Annotated in this window: 17 protein-coding genes and 1 other RNA gene; 9 read left to right on the top strand and 9 right to left on the bottom strand. The window is 38.4% G+C overall.

Going from position 1 to position 17,294, the window contains the following annotated elements; all coding sequences use genetic code 11:
* Position 1 precedes the first annotated feature (1 nt).
* The 3 genes from KG732_RS09060 to KG732_RS09050 all read right to left on the bottom strand — a co-directional run bounded on the left by KG732_RS09060 (position 2) and on the right by KG732_RS09050 (position 4,206).
* Positions 2-1,198: an Nramp family divalent metal transporter gene (locus tag KG732_RS09060; protein WP_213522736.1), complete on the bottom strand. Its 1,197-nt coding sequence runs from the start codon at positions 1,196-1,198 to the stop codon at positions 2-4.
* Positions 1,188-2,321 (bottom strand): DUF2891 domain-containing protein, encoded by a 1,134-nt coding sequence (locus KG732_RS09055; protein ID WP_213522734.1) that lies wholly within the window; start codon positions 2,319-2,321, stop codon positions 1,188-1,190. Before KG732_RS09055 ends, KG732_RS09060 begins: the two co-directional genes overlap by 11 nt.
* A 220-nt stretch (positions 2,322-2,541) precedes the next feature.
* Positions 2,542-4,206, bottom strand: a complete 1,665-nt coding sequence (locus KG732_RS09050) for an alpha-amylase family glycosyl hydrolase (protein ID WP_213522732.1) — start codon at positions 4,204-4,206, stop codon at positions 2,542-2,544.
* Between the two features lie 133 nt (positions 4,207-4,339).
* On the opposite strand from KG732_RS09050, the gene KG732_RS09045 reads away from it, so the two are divergent.
* Entirely contained in the window at positions 4,340-5,227 is an 888-nt protein-coding gene (locus KG732_RS09045) for a sterol desaturase family protein (protein WP_213522730.1), read from the top strand.
* Positions 5,228-5,315: 88 nt separating this feature from the next.
* Here the strand turns inward: KG732_RS09045 and KG732_RS09040 are convergent, their stop codons facing one another.
* Both KG732_RS09040 and ffs read right to left on the bottom strand, forming a co-directional pair.
* A complete protein-coding gene (locus tag KG732_RS09040; RefSeq protein WP_213522728.1) occupies positions 5,316-6,119 on the bottom strand; it encodes an SDR family oxidoreductase in 804 nt (267 codons plus the stop codon).
* 45 nt (positions 6,120-6,164) lie between these two features.
* An RNA gene (ffs, locus tag KG732_RS09035) (signal recognition particle sRNA small type) lies at positions 6,165-6,264 on the bottom strand.
* A gap of 87 nt (positions 6,265-6,351) precedes the next feature.
* On the opposite strand from ffs, the gene KG732_RS09030 reads away from it, so the two are divergent.
* From KG732_RS09030 to KG732_RS09020, 3 genes are read left to right on the top strand one after another with little or no spacing between them, the layout of a single operon-like run.
* Positions 6,352-7,401 carry a glutaminyl-peptide cyclotransferase gene (locus KG732_RS09030; protein WP_213522726.1) on the top strand — a complete coding sequence of 350 codons (1,050 nt, stop codon included), beginning with the start codon at positions 6,352-6,354 and terminating at the stop codon, positions 7,399-7,401.
* The gene (locus tag KG732_RS09025) at positions 7,401-7,808 is read left to right on the top strand and encodes a thioesterase family protein (protein WP_213522724.1); all 408 of its coding nucleotides are present in this window, start codon (positions 7,401-7,403) and stop codon (positions 7,806-7,808) included. The genes KG732_RS09030 and KG732_RS09025 overlap by 1 nt, the downstream gene beginning before the upstream one ends.
* Positions 7,805-9,343, top strand: a complete 1,539-nt coding sequence (locus tag KG732_RS09020) for a hypothetical protein (protein WP_213522722.1) — start codon at positions 7,805-7,807, stop codon at positions 9,341-9,343. Before KG732_RS09025 ends, KG732_RS09020 begins: the two co-directional genes overlap by 4 nt.
* Before the next feature lie 182 nt (positions 9,344-9,525).
* Here the strand turns inward: KG732_RS09020 and htpG are convergent, their stop codons facing one another.
* Positions 9,526-11,415, bottom strand: a complete 1,890-nt coding sequence (gene htpG / locus KG732_RS09015) for a molecular chaperone HtpG (protein ID WP_213522720.1) — start codon at positions 11,413-11,415, stop codon at positions 9,526-9,528.
* Between the two features lie 299 nt (positions 11,416-11,714).
* Here htpG and KG732_RS09010 point away from each other — a divergent pair, with 299 nt between their 5' ends.
* Both KG732_RS09010 and KG732_RS09005 read left to right on the top strand, forming a co-directional pair.
* A complete protein-coding gene (locus KG732_RS09010) occupies positions 11,715-12,434 on the top strand; it encodes a bifunctional 2-polyprenyl-6-hydroxyphenol methylase/3-demethylubiquinol 3-O-methyltransferase UbiG (RefSeq protein WP_292889415.1) in 720 nt (239 codons plus the stop codon).
* 92 nt (positions 12,435-12,526) lie between these two features.
* On the top strand, positions 12,527-13,306 hold the full coding sequence (locus KG732_RS09005; RefSeq protein ID WP_213522718.1) for an SDR family oxidoreductase: 780 nt from the start codon (positions 12,527-12,529) through the stop codon (positions 13,304-13,306).
* Positions 13,307-13,454: 148 nt separating this feature from the next.
* Here KG732_RS09005 and KG732_RS09000 read toward each other — a convergent pair whose 3' ends face one another.
* On the bottom strand, positions 13,455-13,694 hold the full coding sequence (locus tag KG732_RS09000; protein ID WP_213522716.1) for a hypothetical protein: 240 nt from the start codon (positions 13,692-13,694) through the stop codon (positions 13,455-13,457).
* A 37-nt stretch (positions 13,695-13,731) separates the two neighbouring features.
* Here KG732_RS09000 and KG732_RS08995 point away from each other — a divergent pair, with 37 nt between their 5' ends.
* Positions 13,732-14,871 (top strand): DEAD/DEAH box helicase, encoded by a 1,140-nt coding sequence (locus KG732_RS08995; protein ID WP_213522714.1) that lies wholly within the window; start codon positions 13,732-13,734, stop codon positions 14,869-14,871.
* 316 nt (positions 14,872-15,187) lie between these two features.
* Here KG732_RS08995 and msrB (KG732_RS08990) read toward each other — a convergent pair whose 3' ends face one another.
* The gene (msrB, locus tag KG732_RS08990) at positions 15,188-15,565 is read right to left on the bottom strand and encodes a peptide-methionine (R)-S-oxide reductase MsrB (RefSeq protein ID WP_213522712.1); all 378 of its coding nucleotides are present in this window, start codon (positions 15,563-15,565) and stop codon (positions 15,188-15,190) included.
* A 115-nt stretch (positions 15,566-15,680) separates the two neighbouring features.
* Complete coding sequence (gene msrB / locus KG732_RS08985; protein WP_213522710.1) at positions 15,681-16,211, bottom strand: peptide-methionine (R)-S-oxide reductase MsrB; 531 nt, start codon at positions 16,209-16,211, stop codon at positions 15,681-15,683.
* A 316-nt stretch (positions 16,212-16,527) separates the two neighbouring features.
* Between msrB (KG732_RS08985) and purE the strand changes: the two genes are divergently transcribed.
* Positions 16,528-17,022 carry a 5-(carboxyamino)imidazole ribonucleotide mutase gene (purE, locus tag KG732_RS08980; protein WP_300980406.1) on the top strand — a complete coding sequence of 165 codons (495 nt, stop codon included), beginning with the start codon at positions 16,528-16,530 and terminating at the stop codon, positions 17,020-17,022.
* Entirely contained in the window at positions 17,015-17,254 is a 240-nt protein-coding gene (locus KG732_RS08975) for a hypothetical protein (protein ID WP_213522708.1), read from the top strand. Before purE ends, KG732_RS08975 begins: the two co-directional genes overlap by 8 nt.
* The last annotated feature ends 40 nt before the right edge of the window (positions 17,255-17,294 follow it).

Genomic DNA, 17,294 nt, shown 5'->3' with positions numbered 1-17,294 from the left:
GTTATATAAATTCAAATACTTTTAAAAGTGTTTTGACTCCTAAAATGACAGCAATAAGAAGGACGATAACCGCCATGATATTTTGCCAGATTTTATTTTGAAAGCTGCCTAATAACTTCTGATTCACCAGCCAAAGTAACAAAATAGCAATAATAGGAAGTAACAATCCGTTTGCTATTTGAGCAAATGTGATGATATCCAGTGGTTTCAAACCTATACTAGAAAAGAGTACACCTATCACGAGAATAAATATCCACACCCCTCTAAACGACCAGCTTTTCATGGTTCCTTTCCAGCCCAAACAACCTTTTACTACATAAGCGGCAGCAAGTGGTGCTGTAATCGCGCTGGTGATTCCTGCCGCAAGAATACCTACAGAAAATACATAAGTCGCCCAGGATCCATACACTGGCTCTAGTGCTGAGGCGAGCGCCGCTCCTCCAGCAACTTCAGTCCCTTGTAATGCTGTTGCTGCAATAATGATGGCCATAGAAACCAATCCGCCTAGAGCCACACTGATCACAGTATCTTTTCGTACGGCACTTAAATCGCTGGGCAAATTCCATTTTTCACTGACCAAAGAGGCGTGAAGAAATAGGTTATAAGGAACCACCGTGGTACCTATCAATCCTACTATAGTCAGGATATTATCGCTATTTATTTGAGGTGTAAAAAGACCTTGAAAGACCTCTTTAAAATCGGGGCCTATCGCAGCAGCAGTGGCTATAAAAGAAGCTCCCATAAGGACTACCATAGTGATCAATACTTTTTCCAATACTTTATAATTGCCATAAAAAAGCAAACCAAAAGCAATCGTTCCTAAAAGCAAAGGGAAGTACCAGTGCGCGCCAAAAATGGTTTGCAATCCCAAAACTCCACCGCTTATATTTCCGGCTTCATAAGCTGCGTTTCCAACAGCAATGGCTGCAAGAACTAAAACAATCAGGCTTGTTCTAATGATTTTGTTAGAGATCGCACTTCTTAAAATCTCTGGCAGTCCTTTACCAGTGATCAATCCTAAACGAGCCGCCATTTCTTGTAAAATGATGGTAGCAAAAATGGAAAGCACTAGCGCCCACAAAAGGCTGTAACCATAATTTGCCCCTGCAAGTGTACAAATCGTAACCGTTCCCGGACCTACAAATGCTGCCGCAATTAATGTGGCCGGACCTATATTTTTAAATAGATTACGGAACATTTTCGGCATTTTGTAATGCGTAGATCGCAAAAGTCCCTAACCAATGTCCGCCGGCATAATCATCTGCTACCAAGTTAGGTAAGGTGTTGGTGATATGTGCATCTGCAATTTCAGTAAGATTGCTGTATTGAGGATACTGAGCTATAAGTCCATAAAGCACCCAAGCTCGACTGAGGTTTAAGCCATCGATGTGAACCAGTTTCCCATCGGTACGGTCCGAGACTTTACCTATCTCGATGTCTAATACGCCCTTTTCGATTTCTGGTAAAAAGTCTTTTACCCATGAATGAAATAGAGCGGCAGGAAGTATTCTTCTCATAATATCTACCTCTTCCAGACAAGGAGAGAGGAAGTCGTAACCACTAGGCTCCCAAGAAATAGGACAACCAGTATCCTTAAGATAAAATTCCTTTGCCTTTGCTTCTATAGTCGTTTTTAAAGCTTCATTTTGGGCGTGAACTGCATAATCGTAAGCAAAGGCCATCCCAAAAGCCGTATTGGAATGTTCGCCAACTCGTATGGCATAATTTAATTTAGGCAGGTATTCCACATAGCGTTTTGTTACCACATCAGATAAGGGTTGTAGCATTTGAGAAAGTTTCTCCCCTTCTGCACTATCCCATGAATCCAATTCTTGTTGTAATTTGAGCAACCATGCCCAACCATAAGTGCGTTCAAAGCTAGTGTTGCCTTTTGTGTTTAAATACGCAACCTCCACTTGTATATTCTCTTCGGTAAGGTTGCGTTGGATTTTTTGAAGCAGGGCTTCTCGTTGGTCCAATTCTGGAAAATTCTTGATTAAAGTGATGGCACTCCAATATCCATGAACGGCACTGTGCCAGTCAAAACAACCATAAAAAACTGGATGTTGTACAGTAGGCCTTTTTTGATCTTCAGGACTGGCCGTAACATGCCCCATTTTATTAGGGTATTCTGTTTCTAAACAATGTAATGGGAGTTCAGCAAGACGGTTTGCTTGTTCCAAATGGAGTTGAGGTGTTGGAATCTTGTCCTGTACCATTTCATTTGGAGCATTATTCTCATCCAAGGACTGATCGGCCACACCGATTTCTTTACAACTAATAACAATAAATAAAAGTAGTGCGTAGTAACCGTATTTCATCTTTAAATTTTAATTGAGGTTGAAAGATAGGTATTTGCAGGAATATTTTTGCGCTATCCGACCCATTGTAGTGAAGAGGTTGTATTCTAGAAAAAATATGATTAGTAATAAAGCGCAACATCCTAGAAATCAACAACTGCTTTTTTTAATCCTGCTACACAGAATGGAAATAACTATCCAAAACCCTTCTCACAAGTGGTAAATACTTCATTCAATGCTATTACAACTTTTCCAACAAGACTACGCCATTCTCTACCATCACCGTCACTTTTCCATTGACAACCGGAAGTTTCTTTTCTGTATAAGCGTTGCGCAATCGGGAGGCTTTTGGAAAGACCTTAGCCACTTGAATTTCTAGCAGCCCGTCTGCTAATCCTGCACCTATAAGTACGGTATCTTGATGATCGTTGTTATCATAGAATCGAGCAGCAAGTGTTCCAGCACCTTTATATTCTAATGAAAAGTGATCTCCTGCACCTACTGCTACATGACGGTTTCTAAACTTCCCTAGCTTTTGCCAGTGGGTAAGGATTTCTAAATTCAAATGATCCCAGTCCATCACGGTGCGTAAATTGGCATCTCCTACAGCGCCTTCTGCTACTAGGGGTCGAGCAATTTCATCACCATAATATATTTGAGTCATTCCTGGAGTCAGTAATAATTTAGCAGCCGACTCCATTGCTTTTTCACGATGAGCATCAAAGGGCTGCCCATCATCATGAGAGCTGATGTAATTCATGAAATAAGCGCCACTGCCTGGTTTTTCGTTGAGTAGGTTTTTTCTAAAACCATCATATCTTTTAAAAAGCTCTTTGTAGTCTGCTACAGCATGGTTTTTAAATCCAAAGTTGATCATCGCATCATAACCCGCATCAAAGTAATCTACTTGTTGGTCTGAAAACGGATATACCCTTCCTCCACTAGCTTCATAGCCGTACAATTCTCCTACTATAAAAAACGCATCATCGTGAAAACTTTGTTCCGGATGATTTTTCTTCCATTCTTCAAAGGCGAGTATTGCTTGTTCGTTAAAAGTAGCCCAAACCGATTCTTCCACATGTTTTACCGTATCAATTCTAAAACCGTCCACACCAGTTTCTCTAGCATAATCGGTTACCCATTTAATGAGGTAATTGACTGGCGTTCTTGTCAATCCTGAAAAGGTGAAAAACGCATCTAATTCTTTTACTTCTTGATCATACCTTCCTTCCTTTTTCCATTTCTCAACGAGATGCTGTGGCAATGCTACTTCTTGACTGCTTTCTGTTTTGATGTCTGGTAAATTATTAGTCAGTGTGCAGGTTACCGCAGTGGATTGATCTTGATATGTACAACTAGGTCCGGTGCGCACCCATTCCTCTGGCCACAAAGGATCTTGCTCTGTTACTGGCCCCGTATGATTGATCACGACATCGAGAAGGATTCTAATATGATTCTTATGTGCTATATCCACCAGTTTTTTGAACTCTTCTAAGGTTCCATAAGAAGGTTCTACAGCAGTCCAATCCTTTGCCCAATAGCCGTGAAATGCATAGGAATAACCAGTACCTTCATCTACTCCTCCGTGAATCTGTTCCCAGATAGGAGTTAACCAAATGGCATTCACTCCTAAATCAGTGAAATAGCCCTCTTCTATTTTTTGAATAATTCCAGCAAAATCACCTCCCTCAAAACCGCGCAATTTTCCTGTTTCTTTAGATCTGTCGATGATGCTGTCGTTAGACTTGTCCCCATTATGAAATCGATCTGTCAGTAAAAAATAAACGTTTGCTGCGCTCCAGTCAAAGTATGCCGGCTGCTCATCAAAAACGACTTCTTCTATCAGACTTTCTTTACAAGAAGCCGTTAGAAGTAAAAAAAATAAGAAGTAAAAAAAGGATCTCATAAACTCAATTTTGTGTTGTAAAAATAAAATAAGCTACTGATTTTATATCATTATAGATTTCTAATATGATACAACGTTATCGTACCTTTTATTTAAATGGTAATTTTACCTCCATAATACGACTATAAGATACATGGAAAAGTACCTGGAAATTTTTAGCAATTCTTTTAAAGGATATGCTTCTTACCTTTGGAGAGAACTAATACATCCGTCCTGGACCAATTATTTCTACTGGCTCGTGGTTATTTCTTTATTGGTCTTTGTTTTAGAAATCTGGTTGCCGTGGCGAAAGAATCAAAAGGTCTTACGCAAAGACTTCTGGTTGGATTTATTTTATTTGTTTTTTAATTTCTTTCTATTCTCCTTAGTAGGATACAATGCCGTCTCTGATGTATTTGTAGAATTATTTAACGATGGACTGGCAGCTATAGGAGTCACCAACCTAGTCGCTATCGAGGTAAGTACTTTTCCTTTTTGGACCCAGTTGCTGATCATGTTTGTCATCGCCGATTTTATTCAATGGAACATTCACAGGTTACTGCACCGGGTTCCCTTTTTATGGGAGTTTCATAAAGTACACCACAGCGTTAAAGAAATGGGCTTTGCCGCGCAGTTTAGGTTTCACTTTATGGAAACTATTATTTACAAAGGTTTGCAATATTTACCTCTAGCGATGATAGGTTTTGGTATCAATCAATTTATAGTGATTCATATGATTGCCGTATTTATAGGTCATTTAAATCATGCCAATTTAGATTGGGATTATGGCCCACTTAAATACGTCTTTAATAATCCTAAAATGCACCTGTGGCATCATGCCAAGAAACTGCCTGACGGAGTAAAATATGGAGTGAATTATGGTCTTTCGCTAAGTATTTGGGATTACTTATTTGGTACTGCTCACATTCCTTATCATCAAGCCGAGTTAGAATTAGGCTTTCCAGGAGACGAGAATTATCCTGAAGCTTTTCATGAACAACTTTTAGAACCTTTTACTTCAGACCACAAGAAGGATGCCTAGAGATAGCACCGCTGCTGTTTAGTTTTTATTTGTATGGATTAAGGCCATAATGCGCTAGATCCATTACCGCAACAAATTCAAGAGCCGCTTATAAACCATAATGTTTCTTCAACATTTTTTCATAACGTTTCTCAGGAAGAATTTTCTTGAGAACAATAGAACACTTTTGTAAAAAGCTACCTACTTTATAGTGTATTCCGGGGTTTTTTAGTTGGAGTATTTCATAAATTTTATTCGCTACTTCTATAGGGTCACTTCCGTGGTCCACATGTTCATCGATCAACTTTAGCGTATGCGCATAACCTACTTCATAATCACTTCCTGATACAACAGGTGCATGAAATCTACCCGCAGCAATATTAGTTGCAAAATCTCCTGGAGCCACGTTGCTAAAATGAATATTCAAATGCGCGCATTCCATGCGATAGGCTTCTGTAGCAATTTCTAAAGCACCTTTGCTCGCACTGTAAATACCGCGATAAGGCAGTCCCATATAACCAGCAATACTGGTGATATTGATGACTCGTCCGCTTTTTTGAGTCCTCATTTGAGGCAATACCGCTTGTAACAGTCGTAAGGGACCGTAGAAATTAGTTTCCATAGTATTTTTGACCTCATCAATGGGTGTTTCTTCCATAGGACCTGTAATTCCTACTCCGGCATTATTGATTAAAATGTCGAGTTGTCCTTCTTTCTGAATCAGTTCTTTAACGGCAAGATTGATAGAATCTTGATTTTGAACATCAAGTGCTAGCAATGGAATGGGGCTATCTGGGTAATTAGAAGGATTTCTACTGGTACCGTAAACAGTATAATTTTTTTCTTGAAGAAATAAGGAAATGGATTTACCTATACCAGAGGAACCGCCAGTAACTAGAACTACTTTTTTCATAAACTCTTTTAAATCAAAGGATTAGATTTCGCTAAAGGGTATAAAAAAAGGCAAGCTACCTACATCACACCGCTACGACCGCTTACCTTTGCTGCGTTCCCGCCCTGGAGGAGTTCAGCAGGAGCTGGTTGTGTAGGACTTGCCCAGTGCAAATATACAGCCTTGTTTTACTTACACAAAGGTTTTTCTCATGCTTTTTTATGGCTATCTTTCGCCTTGATAAAATGACATTATGAAATTGAACTATTTTGTTTTAATGATAGTTATAACACTCTCATTATCATCTTGTAAAACAGATATAGAAGTTTTTAAAGACAATTACGAACTTGAGATTACCAATTCAAAATTAAATTGGAGTGACGAAGATACCGTGCAAATTTCTTTGTTAGATAGCATGTCTATAGGTATCGATAGTGTCTTATGGACCCAAAATGCTGCTCTTATAGCTGGGGCTGATGGAAGCACGCTTTCGCGAAAGCTAAAAAATCAACCTTATGGTAACCTAACTTTTAAAGCTACCGTTTACAGAAACGGTATGAATACAACAGTGGCCACACAAATCAAGAGAATGCCAACTCAAAAAGCAACGATTTACAATTACAACATCCTGAATACCTACGTACATGATACCTTAGCCTACACGCAGGGACTGGAATTCTATGGAGATTCTTTATACGAAAGTACAGGGCAATACAAAGAAAGCGATATCAGAATTACCGATGTAACCACTGGAGAAACCATAAAGAAGGTAAGTCTTCCAGACAGCCAGTTTGCTGAAGGAATGACTATTCTCAAGGATAAAGTATACCAGCTGACATGGCAAAGTAAGATGGGTTATGTGTACGATCTTGATCTTAATAAAATAGACGACTTTAAATACAATCAAAGTCAAGAAGGTTGGGGACTTACTAATGACGGTACCTATCTTTATAAAAGTGATGGAAGTTCTAAAATATGGAAAATTGATCCCAATACCTATGAAGAGTTGGGGTATATAGAAGTGGTTTCTAACGACCGCGTCGTTTCCAAAATCAATGAACTGGAATGGATAGATGGTAAAATATATGCCAATGTATACACCACTAATTTGATCATGATTATCAATCCTACTAACGGCTTGGTAGAAGCTGCGATCAATTTAAATACCTTAAAAGACGAAGTTCCTAATTATTCTGAAAAGGATAACGTGTTGAATGGTATTGCTTATGATAAGAAGAATGACCGACTTTTTATCACTGGGAAAAGATGGCCTAAAATGTTTGAAATAGAAATTATAAAGTAGTGATTGATCCTAATTTACCCATTTTTGAAAAAAGACGTGTTGTAACTCCTGATGAGATCGATGACCTAGACCATGTCAATAATGTCGTATACGTGCAATGGGCAGCACAAATAGCTAGTGAACACTGGCTTCAAGTCGCTACTACAAAAATACTGGAAAGATTTGGATGGGTAATGCTTAAGCACTGTATTACCTATAAGAAATCGGCTGTGTTGGGTGACAAAATTTTGATCAAAACCCAAGTAGGAAGAGCAACAAACGTGCGTTATGAGCGTTTTATTGAAATTTACAATGAAAACACCATGGATTTACTTGCCAAGACCACCTCGGATTGGTGCGCCATAGATAAGAATGGAAAGCCTATTAAAATATCTCAAGAATTAAAAGATCTATTTGAAACCAGATGAAATATATAGTTACTGTACTTCTTTTCTTTATTACTTTGGTAATCCTTTCTTCTTGTAGAAATGATTTTGAATTCACCTCTAGTACAGGCAGTTTAGAGTTTTCTCAGGATACGGTCTATTTAGACACTGTTTTTTCTACCATAGGATCGAGTACACGAACTTTTAAAGTGTACAATCGCAGTAGTGATGATATTGTTATTCCTAGAGTAGCATTAGCACAGGGAACTAATTCCAAATACCGAATCTCTGTTGATGGTGTGCCCGGACAGGTATTTGAAAATGTAGAACTATTAGCTAAAGATTCCATGTTTGTTTTTGTAGAAACAACGGTAGATATTATGGACTTTAGCACCAACACAGAGTTTCTGTATGAAGATGCGATTGAATTTGACTCTGGCGCCAACCTCCAAAAAGTAGCATTGGTTACCTTAATACAAGATGCTGTTTTCCTCTTTCCTGAACGAGATGCACAAGGTATAGAAGAAACATTGCTTTTAGGAATGGATGAAGAAGGAAATGACATACGTATTTCTGGTTTTTTCCTCGATGACGATCAACTTAATTTTACCAATGAAAAACCCTATGTGATCTATGGATTTGCAGGAGTAGCTTCTAATAAAACACTTCACATTGATGCTGGCGCAAGAATACATTTCCACTCCAGAAGCGGCATGATAATAGCAAATGAGGGAACACTCAAGGTGAATGGTACTCTTTCTACAACAGAAGATTTAGAAAACGAAGTGATTTTTGAAGGAGACCGATTAGAACCTCTTTACGAAGATGTTGCTGGACAGTGGGCTGCTATATGGCTTACCAGTGGCAGTAAAAACCATGAGATCAATTATGCCACTATAAAAAATGCCAGTGTGGGAATTATTATGGATAATAATAATCCTACTTCTAATGGAGCGACTTTAAAAATAAACAACTCTAAGATTTTAAACAGCGCTAACTCAGCTCTAGTAGGAACCACTGCTTCCATAGAAGCAACCAATTCTATATTTCACAATTCTGGACAATCTACTGTGGTTGCGCGTTTAGGTGGAGATTACAATTTTAACAACTGTACGATCTCTAATTACTGGAATACTAGCTTTAGACAAGACCCTAGCCTATTGGTTTCTAATATCATTCCTAATACGAGTCTTACAGAAGATGTAACCGCTGCAACCTTTACCAATTGTATCATATACGGTGACCGTAATATGGAGTTGGCTCTCTTAGACGATGGGGTTTCTGCTTTTAATTTCAAGTTTGAAAACTCATTGATCCGTTTTAATGATTTCTCTAATAGTTTTAGTGGGATTCCTAATTACGACTTTAGCAACTCAAGTCTTTACGAGCAGTGTGTTCTCAACGCAGATCCTTTATTTGAAAATGTAGCTGCTTTTCAACTGCGTATCGACAACACAGGTGGTGCAAATGCTATTGCAAATCCTGCTACTTCCACCCTACAAGATATCTCTGGAACAACAAGAGGTACTTCCCCTGATGCTGGAGCTTTTGAAAGCAGTGACCTTTCTGGTGGCTAGAAAACAAGCAGCTTTCCTTGAGCCTCTATTTCAAGCATCAGCTCCTAAAAGAGGAGCTCCTATAAACGAGTAGTGCCTTTTCAACAGCCACAACTCCTGCACCCCTTGATCAATTTGGGGGATACAGGCAAAAAAAAAGAGCATGTCGTTCAACATGCTCTTCCTATAAAATTGGGATCAATTTATTTGATCAAACCATAACTGCGGTTTACAAATTCTGTTAACTTTTCTCCTTTTAAAAGGCCTTGTGATAACTTAGCAAGATCTACTCCTTGTTGGATCAATCCAGCTTGCTTTGTTTTATCCTTTTCATTGAAAATAGATTGAACCAAGTCGTTATTCCCATTTACCACAAGGTTGTACATGTCTGGCATAGTACCAAAGCCCATCATACCTCCACCACCAGTAGCTTGCATCTCCTTCATGCGACGCATAAATTCTGGTTGGGTAATCATAAATGGCGCTGCATCACTACTCATCGCTTCCACTTGAACGGTATATCCAGAATCTGCAATGGTCTCGGTGATTGTTTTTTGTAGCGTTTCTTTTTCCTCGTCAGTAAGTTTTGAAATCTGCTCTTCCTCTTTCTTGATTAAATTATCTGCATGCTCAGCATCTACTCTTACAAATGAAACTTTCTCTTTAGAAGATTCTAGTTTTTGCATCAAATGTGATACAATAGGAGAGTCTAATAAAAGCACTTCGTAGTCTTTATTTTTTGCTGCAGCAATGTAAGAGTGTTGGGTTTCTTTATTGGATGCATAAAGAACCACTGTCCGACCGTCTTTATCTGTCTGCGTAGGCTTGATTTTTTCTAATAGTTCCTCCCATAAGAAATAAGACCCATCTACGGTAGGATAAAGTGCAAATTTGTCAGCTTTGTCAAAAAATTTGTCTTCGCTCAACATTCCATACTCAATAACGATTTTGATATCGTTCCATTTTTCTTCAAATGCTTTACGGTCCTCATTAAAAAGACTTTTAAGTTTATCGGCTACCTTACGAGTAATGTAACTGGAAATTTTCTTCACCGCTCCATCTGCCTGTAAGTAAGAACGAGATACGTTTAATGGAATATCTGGAGAATCAATCACGCCACGTAACATGGTTAAGAATTCGGGTACAATCCCTTCTACATTATCAGTGACATACACTTGATTTTGATACAACTGTATGCGATCCTTTTGTACATTAAGGTCCTGAGTCATCTTAGGGAAATATAAAATTCCTGTTAGATTAAACGGATAATCCACATTTAAATGAATGTGAAATAAAGGCTCTTCAAATTGCATAGGATACAACTCTCGATAGAAGCTTTTATAATCTGCATCTTCTAAGTCTGTAGGTTGCTTGGTCCATGCTGGAGAAGGGTTGTTGATGATGTTATCAACCTCTTGAGTAGGCGCAGGATCTTCTTCTTTTGCTCCTTCTGGCTTTTCTAATGTTTTTGTCCTGGTACCAAATTTAATAGGCACCGGCATGAACTTGTTGTATTTATTAAGAAGTTCCTTGATGCGGTTTTCGTCTAAAAACTCCGTATCCTCTTCAGAAATATGAAGGATGATTTCTGTTCCAAAATTTTCTTTATTTCCTGGCTCAATCGTATAATTAGGAGAACCATCACAAGTCCAATGTACTGCTGGTGTATCTTTATACGATTTTGTAAGAATCTCTACCTGACTCGCTACCATAAAAGCAGAATAGAATCCTAGACCAAAATGACCAATGATACCACTATCCTTTGCTGTATCCTTATATTTCTCCAGAAATTCTTCAGCTCCAGAAAAAGCCACTTCATTGATGTACTTCTGAACTTCTTCTTCAGACATTCCTAAACCTTGATCGATAATATGAAGCGTTTTGGCTTCTTTATCAATCTTAATTTCTATTTGTTGATCCCCCAATTCAACAGTTGCCTCACCAATTCTCACTAGGTGTTGTAATTTAAGTGTTGCATCTGTAGCATTTGAAACGAGTTCTCTAAGAAAAATCTCGTGATCGCTGTACAAAAACTTCTTAATGAGTGGGAAAATATTCTCCACCGCAACATTAATTTTTCCTTCTTGTGCCATAATTATTTCCTGTTCTATTTAAATTTTTAATTGTTCCGCTTTCGCGAAAGCGATTTTATTTATAACTACTCTAGTATTTCAAGGCTTGTACCAATTCCTAATTTATGACAAGCTGGCAGTAACATATTAGTCCATCTAAGACGTATCGTCAAGCTACAAAGATGGCTCAATAGTAAATTTTTCTTAATGGGATACCCGTCTAGACCTACCGACTAATTTGTTTTATCAAGCATCTTTATTACTTCTAACAGATCTCATATCCTATTCAAATACCTTAATTTTACCTTTAAATATAAACCGTGGATATTCACACTGACCTATTTGGTACTGCATTATTAGATTTTCATCAAGGAAATTATACAGAAGACATCGGCGTTCTTAGCGATAGCATGGAAGATGATGTTCTGCCACTACCCTATCTTTTTAGGGATTATAAACAAATGCCTGTCATCGAAAAAAAAGCACTCGAACTATCTAAAGGAGCTGTACTGGACGTAGGTGCTGGTTCTGGATCACATTCCCTATATCTGGAAGTAACAGGTTTGCAAGTTACCGCTCTGGATCAAAGTTCCGGAGCTATTCAAGTACTAAAGGAACGACTTCAACAACCTGGTTCCAAAGTGCTACATGAAAACATTTGGAACCATAAAGGAAGCTATGATACCATTCTACTACTAATGAATGGAACTGGAATTTTTGAAAAGCTAGATCGTGTTCCGTTATGCTTGGAATTACTCAAAAAACTACTTCATAAAAACGGACAGATTCTAATCGACAGTTCTGATTTGAGATTTCTATATGAAGACGAAGAAGATGGTGGTCTATGGGTAGATTCCAGCAAAGAATATTATGGCGAAGTGAGCTTTTCTCTACATTATAAAGGAATGGAATCAGAGCCCTTTGACTGGTTGTATATGGATTACAAGCTCTTAGAAACCTATGCGACTCAAGCCGGATTTAAAATCGAAATGGTTCAAAAAGGAGTGCATTATGATTACCTTGCTCGACTTTATATATAATGGTGAAACGTTGATGAATTGTTCATCTTAAAACAAACATTGAAGCAGTTTCACCTCCGTATTGTAACTTTATTAATTTTTATAAAAACCAGATGAATACAGCATTAATAACAGGCGCCAGCAGTGGTATAGGTAAAGATCTTGCAAAAATACACGCTTCAAAAGGTGGCGATTTAATCATTGTTGCCAGAAGCGGTGATGCGCTGCGACAGCTTCAACTAGATTTAGAATCTGCCCATCAAATTCGAGTTCATGTGATTGTTAAAGATTTGACAGCTCCTCATGCAACTCAAGAACTTTATGATGAAGTAAAAGCTACGGGTATTCAAGTGGATTACCTCATCAATAACGCAGGTTTTGGTGGAATAGGTAAGTTTTATAAGCGCAACTGGGAAACCGATCAACAGATGATACTTCTCAATATTATGGCACTCACACATTTGTGCCGTTTGTTCATTCCGGATTTTGTAAAAAGAAATGAAGGAAAAATATTGAATGTTTCTTCCACAGCTAGTTTGATGCCTGGACCTATGCAAGCCGTCTATTTTGCTAGCAAGGCGTACGTCTCCTCACTAAGTAATGCCATCGCGCAAGAATTATCTGAAACAAATATAACCGTAACTAACCTCATGCCTGGTGCAACGGCTACTGGTTTTGGCAAAACTTCTGGAATGGATCAAACCTCCCTTTTTGATCAAACAGCCACTTCAGAAGATGTAGCACAAACAGGTTATACAGCCATGATCAATGGTGATATGAATGTGAAGGCAGGACTTAGCTTTTCTCAAAAAGCCATGCTCGCTGCCATACCCCTTACTCCTAAAAAAGTATTGCTTAAAATGGTAGAAAAAATGCAACAACCTCGGGCGTAATTATTTAATCACCTGGTGACTAAGGAAGCTGTCCTCTTTTCTATGATAACTGTCACATAATAGAATGGCTACGCACCCGTAAATAGGTATGGAATCCAACAGAACCGAGTCGATGATTACTTGAAACATAAAGCTGGTAGAATACCTCCTAAGGGCCTGCTAGATCTTGGCGTGCCACCTTACCACCATGACCTCTTAAGACCTCTGTTTGTATAATGATTTGAAAAGCTCGTTCCAACAAGATAATAAAGAGATCCATTGTCCTTATCCCCTCTGTGGTAATGCATCGCTGCATCATCCTTAAAATAAAGAGATTGCGATAGTTCCAAATGTTTAATTTACTCCCTACAAAACGAGAACAGTTGATCGAGTTCAAATAGATTACCATCTGAATACTTTACCTTTGTAAATCGAAACCATCCTTTATGTCATTTGAAAAATTAGGACTCGATCCTGCACTCTTAAAGTCCCTTAACGATCAACAATTACTTAAACCTACTCCAATACAAGAACAGGCTATTCCTGTTATTTTGGAAGGCAAAGACGTATTGGGAATTGCCAAAACTGGTTCTGGAAAAACAGCCAGTTATGCGCTTCCTTTACTTCAAAACCTCAAAGGAATTGAATCTAAAAACAGACATATTAGTGCGCTAGTCATGGTGCCTACTCGTGAGCTTGCGGTGCAAGTAAGCGATGTGATAAAAACGTTTTCCAAAGCATTAGACAAGCCGTTGATCACCATGCCTGTTTACGGTGGTGTGAGCATCAATCCGCAAATGATGAAAATGAATACGGTGGATGTACTTGTCGCGACTCCAGGAAGATTGATTGAATTGATAGAGGCAAATGCCGTGGTACTCAAAGACTGTAAGATTTTGGTACTGGATGAGGCTGATAAAATGCTCTCCATGGGATTCAAGGAAGAAATGGATGCCGTACTGTATCATTTGCCTAGAAAGAAACAAAACTTATTATTCTCGGCTACTTTAAGTCGCGAAGTTAAAAATATTGAAGAAGGGCTTTTAAATGACCCGGTAGTTATTGAAATTGAAGAGGAAGAACAAGACTACTCGTTGATCAAACAATTGGGCTATAGAGTTACCGAAGAGAAAAAAGGAGTGCTCTTAAGACACTTGATTCAAAAGCATGATATGCAGCAAGTGTTGATTTTTTGTTCCTCTACCTATCAAGTAGAGCATGTCAATGACAAGCTCAATACCAATGGCATCAAATCAAAAGCCATTCACGGTAAAAAAGCACAAGGAGTTAGAAATACCAATCTAGCCGACTTTAAAAACAGCGCCGAAACTGCGGTGCGATGCCTGGTCACTACCGACTTACTTTCTCGTGGTATAGACATTGAATTCCTTCCTTATGTGATCAATTATGAATTGCCTCGATCTCCTAAAGATTACATTCACCGTATAGGAAGAACTGGTCGTGCAGAAAATCCGGGTACAGCCATTTCTTTAGTGACGCAGGAAGATGCTAACCATATGCGCATCATCCAAAAAAAGACGAAGTTAAAAGTCTGGATGGAAGATTTGCCGGAGTGGAATAGTTAGTTTTCAGTCCCAGTTTGCAGCCGCAGTCGCAGTTTTTCAGTAGGCAGTAGGCAGTCGCAATCGTAGTCGCAGTTTTTCAGTAGGCAGTAGGCAGGTTCCTACCGAATTTCATTCGGCAGGTGAGTAGGCAGTCTTAGCTTTTTGAAATTTTGCTATAGTAATCAGTATTGCTCAATATATCTAGAAGTTACTCCTACCTATTTTTTGAAGTTTTAGCGCAATTTTTCAGGACGACAAGCCCATTTCACTACCGCTTATAAAACATATTCTGTCAGACTGCAAACTTCAAACTGAGACTGTAAACTGAAACTCTAAACTAATCCTCTTTCTTAAAATCCAAGCTCAAACTATTCACACAATGCCTGATTCCAGTCGGTGTAGGTCCGTCGTTAAAGACATGTCCTAAATGGCTCCCACAATTGGAACACATAATTTCTGTTCGTATCATACCGAGAGTGGAATCTCTCTTGCGCTCGATGGCCCCTTCTATTTCATCATCAAATGAAGGCCATCCACAACCAGAATCAAATTTTTGTTCTGATTTAAAAAGTTCATTACCACAAGCAGCACAGCTATAAACTCCTTTGTCATAATGTGTGTTGTACTCTCCGGTAAAAGGTCGTTCGGTTCCTTTTTCTCTCAGAATGTAGTATTGGTCTGGAGTGAGTTTTTCTTGATATTCTTTTTCTGTCATTGGGTGGTATTTAATTCATGTGATTAATATTTATTCTGCTTTCGCGAAAGCGAAACAAAAATAAAGCTCCTTAACTAAATCAGGAGCTTTTCTTAAATCTTACGTCATACAGCAACTATTTTCTTAAGGCTGGTAGCGCTTCTCCTTTAGGAACAAAGTCTAATGCCACACCATTAATGCAATGACGCTTACCTGTTGTCTTTCTTGGACCATCATTAAATTCATGTCCTAAATGACTGCCACAAGTACTGCATTTTAATTCGGTACGCGCATACCCTATCTTATAATCTACATCGCGCTCTACTTGTCCTTCAATGGCTCTATCATAACTAGGCCACCCTGTACCTGAATCAAATTTGTTTTCATTTTCATAAACAGGTGCAAAACAAGCTCCACATATCAGAGTGCCTGGAGCGTACTGTTTATTAAGCGGACTCGTGTTTGGTCGTTCCGTTCCTGCTTCTCTTAACACCTGATATTCTTGGGCACTCAAGAGTTCCTTCCACTCTGCAGCCGTTTTAGAGATTGGATATATTTTTTCTTGCTGCAGCTCTTCATTAGAAGAATTTAACGCTACTTCTTTTGAAGTATTTCCACAAGAAACAGTTAGTAAAGCAAGTAATGTAAGGCTTATGAATTTGATCATCGCTATTTTTATTTGCGGTAAAATTAAGGAGTATTACCGCTATAAGATGTTGTAATTCTGTTAAGTATTACCTCATGACGATGACCAAATAATTAAGCTAATTTTTAGGCATTAAGCTTTCATAAACCAGAAAAAGCGGCATTTCAACCGCTCATTAAAAAGAATGCTACAAACTGAAATACAGATACCAAACAGCGAGCTTCAGACCGTCAACTATAATGATTATTAGATTTGATTCTTGGGTTCCTTTTACCATAAATATTACTTTTACTTTTCATTTTACTTTTATTTTTGTTTTTGTTCGTAGTTTTACCCTATGAATAAAAAAGTAGCTATTATCATGGGGTCTACTAGCGATCTTCCCGTGATGCAAGAAGCCATAGATGTTCTTAAAGAACTAGATATAGAAATTCAAGTAGATGTGGTTAGTGCTCACCGCACACCAGAAAAGATGTTTGAATTTGGTAAAACAGCCCATGAAAATGGTATTGCTGTAATTATAGCAGGGGCTGGTGGTGCAGCTCATTTACCTGGGATGATAGCGAGCCTCTCACCACTACCGATAATTGGTGTACCAATAAAATCAAGCAACTCTATAGATGGCTGGGATAGTATTCTCTCTATTTTACAAATGCCAGGTGGCGTTCCTGTTGCTACCGTTGCTTTAAATGGAGCAAAAAATGCAGGAATTCTTGCAGCGCAAATTATAGGTGCAACACAAGAGGATGTGAGATCTAGAATCATTTCTTATAAACTACACCTTAAAGATAAGGTCATTCAAGCTGCTGCAGAAATGCAAAAGAATGTCTAAAACCTACCAATTCGCCTCTATTATTGTCATAGCAGCAACCTTATTTTGGTTGTGCTATGCGGTGATGCAGCGACATCCAGAAAAATGGCAATTTCTAACCGCCGGTGGCATTCATTTTTTAATGTCTATCATTATCAATAGACAATTTACTCAAAAGAACCGCAACTACTTAGGTATCATTCACAGCATTATGATGCTGTGCTTTTTTGGTTTCGGTTATTTCTTCCTTTAACTGATTTGTTTAATCTTCAAGGTCAAAAGTTTAACAAAAT

Origin of the sequence: Nonlabens sp. (assembly GCF_018401815.1) — a bacterium.
Classification (GTDB): domain Bacteria; phylum Bacteroidota; class Bacteroidia; order Flavobacteriales; family Flavobacteriaceae; genus Nonlabens.
This window is presented reverse-complemented; position numbering and strand designations above follow the sequence as displayed.

What these genes read in the sequence shown, in the direction of transcription:
- KG732_RS09045 (WP_213522730.1), top strand. Translation starts at nt 4,340, where the DNA reads ATGGAAAAGTACCTGGAAATTTTTAGCAATTCTTTTAAAGGATATGCT.
- KG732_RS09000 (WP_213522716.1), bottom strand. Translation starts at nt 13,694, where the DNA reads ATGGTAATCTATTTGAACTCGATCAACTGTTCTCGTTTTGTAGGGAGT.
- KG732_RS09005 (WP_213522718.1), top strand. Translation starts at nt 12,527, where the DNA reads ATGAATACAGCATTAATAACAGGCGCCAGCAGTGGTATAGGTAAAGAT.
- KG732_RS09020 (WP_213522722.1), top strand. Translation starts at nt 7,805, where the DNA reads ATGAAATATATAGTTACTGTACTTCTTTTCTTTATTACTTTGGTAATC.
- KG732_RS09060 (WP_213522736.1), bottom strand. Translation starts at nt 1,198, where the DNA reads ATGTTCCGTAATCTATTTAAAAATATAGGTCCGGCCACATTAATTGCG.
- htpG (WP_213522720.1), bottom strand. Translation starts at nt 11,415, where the DNA reads ATGGCACAAGAAGGAAAAATTAATGTTGCGGTGGAGAATATTTTCCCA.
- msrB (WP_213522712.1), bottom strand. Translation starts at nt 15,565, where the DNA reads ATGACAGAAAAAGAATATCAAGAAAAACTCACTCCAGACCAATACTAC.
- msrB (WP_213522710.1), bottom strand. Translation starts at nt 16,211, where the DNA reads ATGATCAAATTCATAAGCCTTACATTACTTGCTTTACTAACTGTTTCT.
- KG732_RS08995 (WP_213522714.1), top strand. Translation starts at nt 13,732, where the DNA reads ATGTCATTTGAAAAATTAGGACTCGATCCTGCACTCTTAAAGTCCCTT.
- KG732_RS09050 (WP_213522732.1), bottom strand. Translation starts at nt 4,206, where the DNA reads ATGAGATCCTTTTTTTACTTCTTATTTTTTTTACTTCTAACGGCTTCT.
- KG732_RS09030 (WP_213522726.1), top strand. Translation starts at nt 6,352, where the DNA reads ATGAAATTGAACTATTTTGTTTTAATGATAGTTATAACACTCTCATTA.
- KG732_RS09040 (WP_213522728.1), bottom strand. Translation starts at nt 6,119, where the DNA reads ATGAAAAAAGTAGTTCTAGTTACTGGCGGTTCCTCTGGTATAGGTAAA.
- KG732_RS09055 (WP_213522734.1), bottom strand. Translation starts at nt 2,321, where the DNA reads ATGAAATACGGTTACTACGCACTACTTTTATTTATTGTTATTAGTTGT.
- KG732_RS08975 (WP_213522708.1), top strand. Translation starts at nt 17,015, where the DNA reads ATGTCTAAAACCTACCAATTCGCCTCTATTATTGTCATAGCAGCAACC.
- purE (WP_300980406.1), top strand. Translation starts at nt 16,528, where the DNA reads ATGAATAAAAAAGTAGCTATTATCATGGGGTCTACTAGCGATCTTCCC.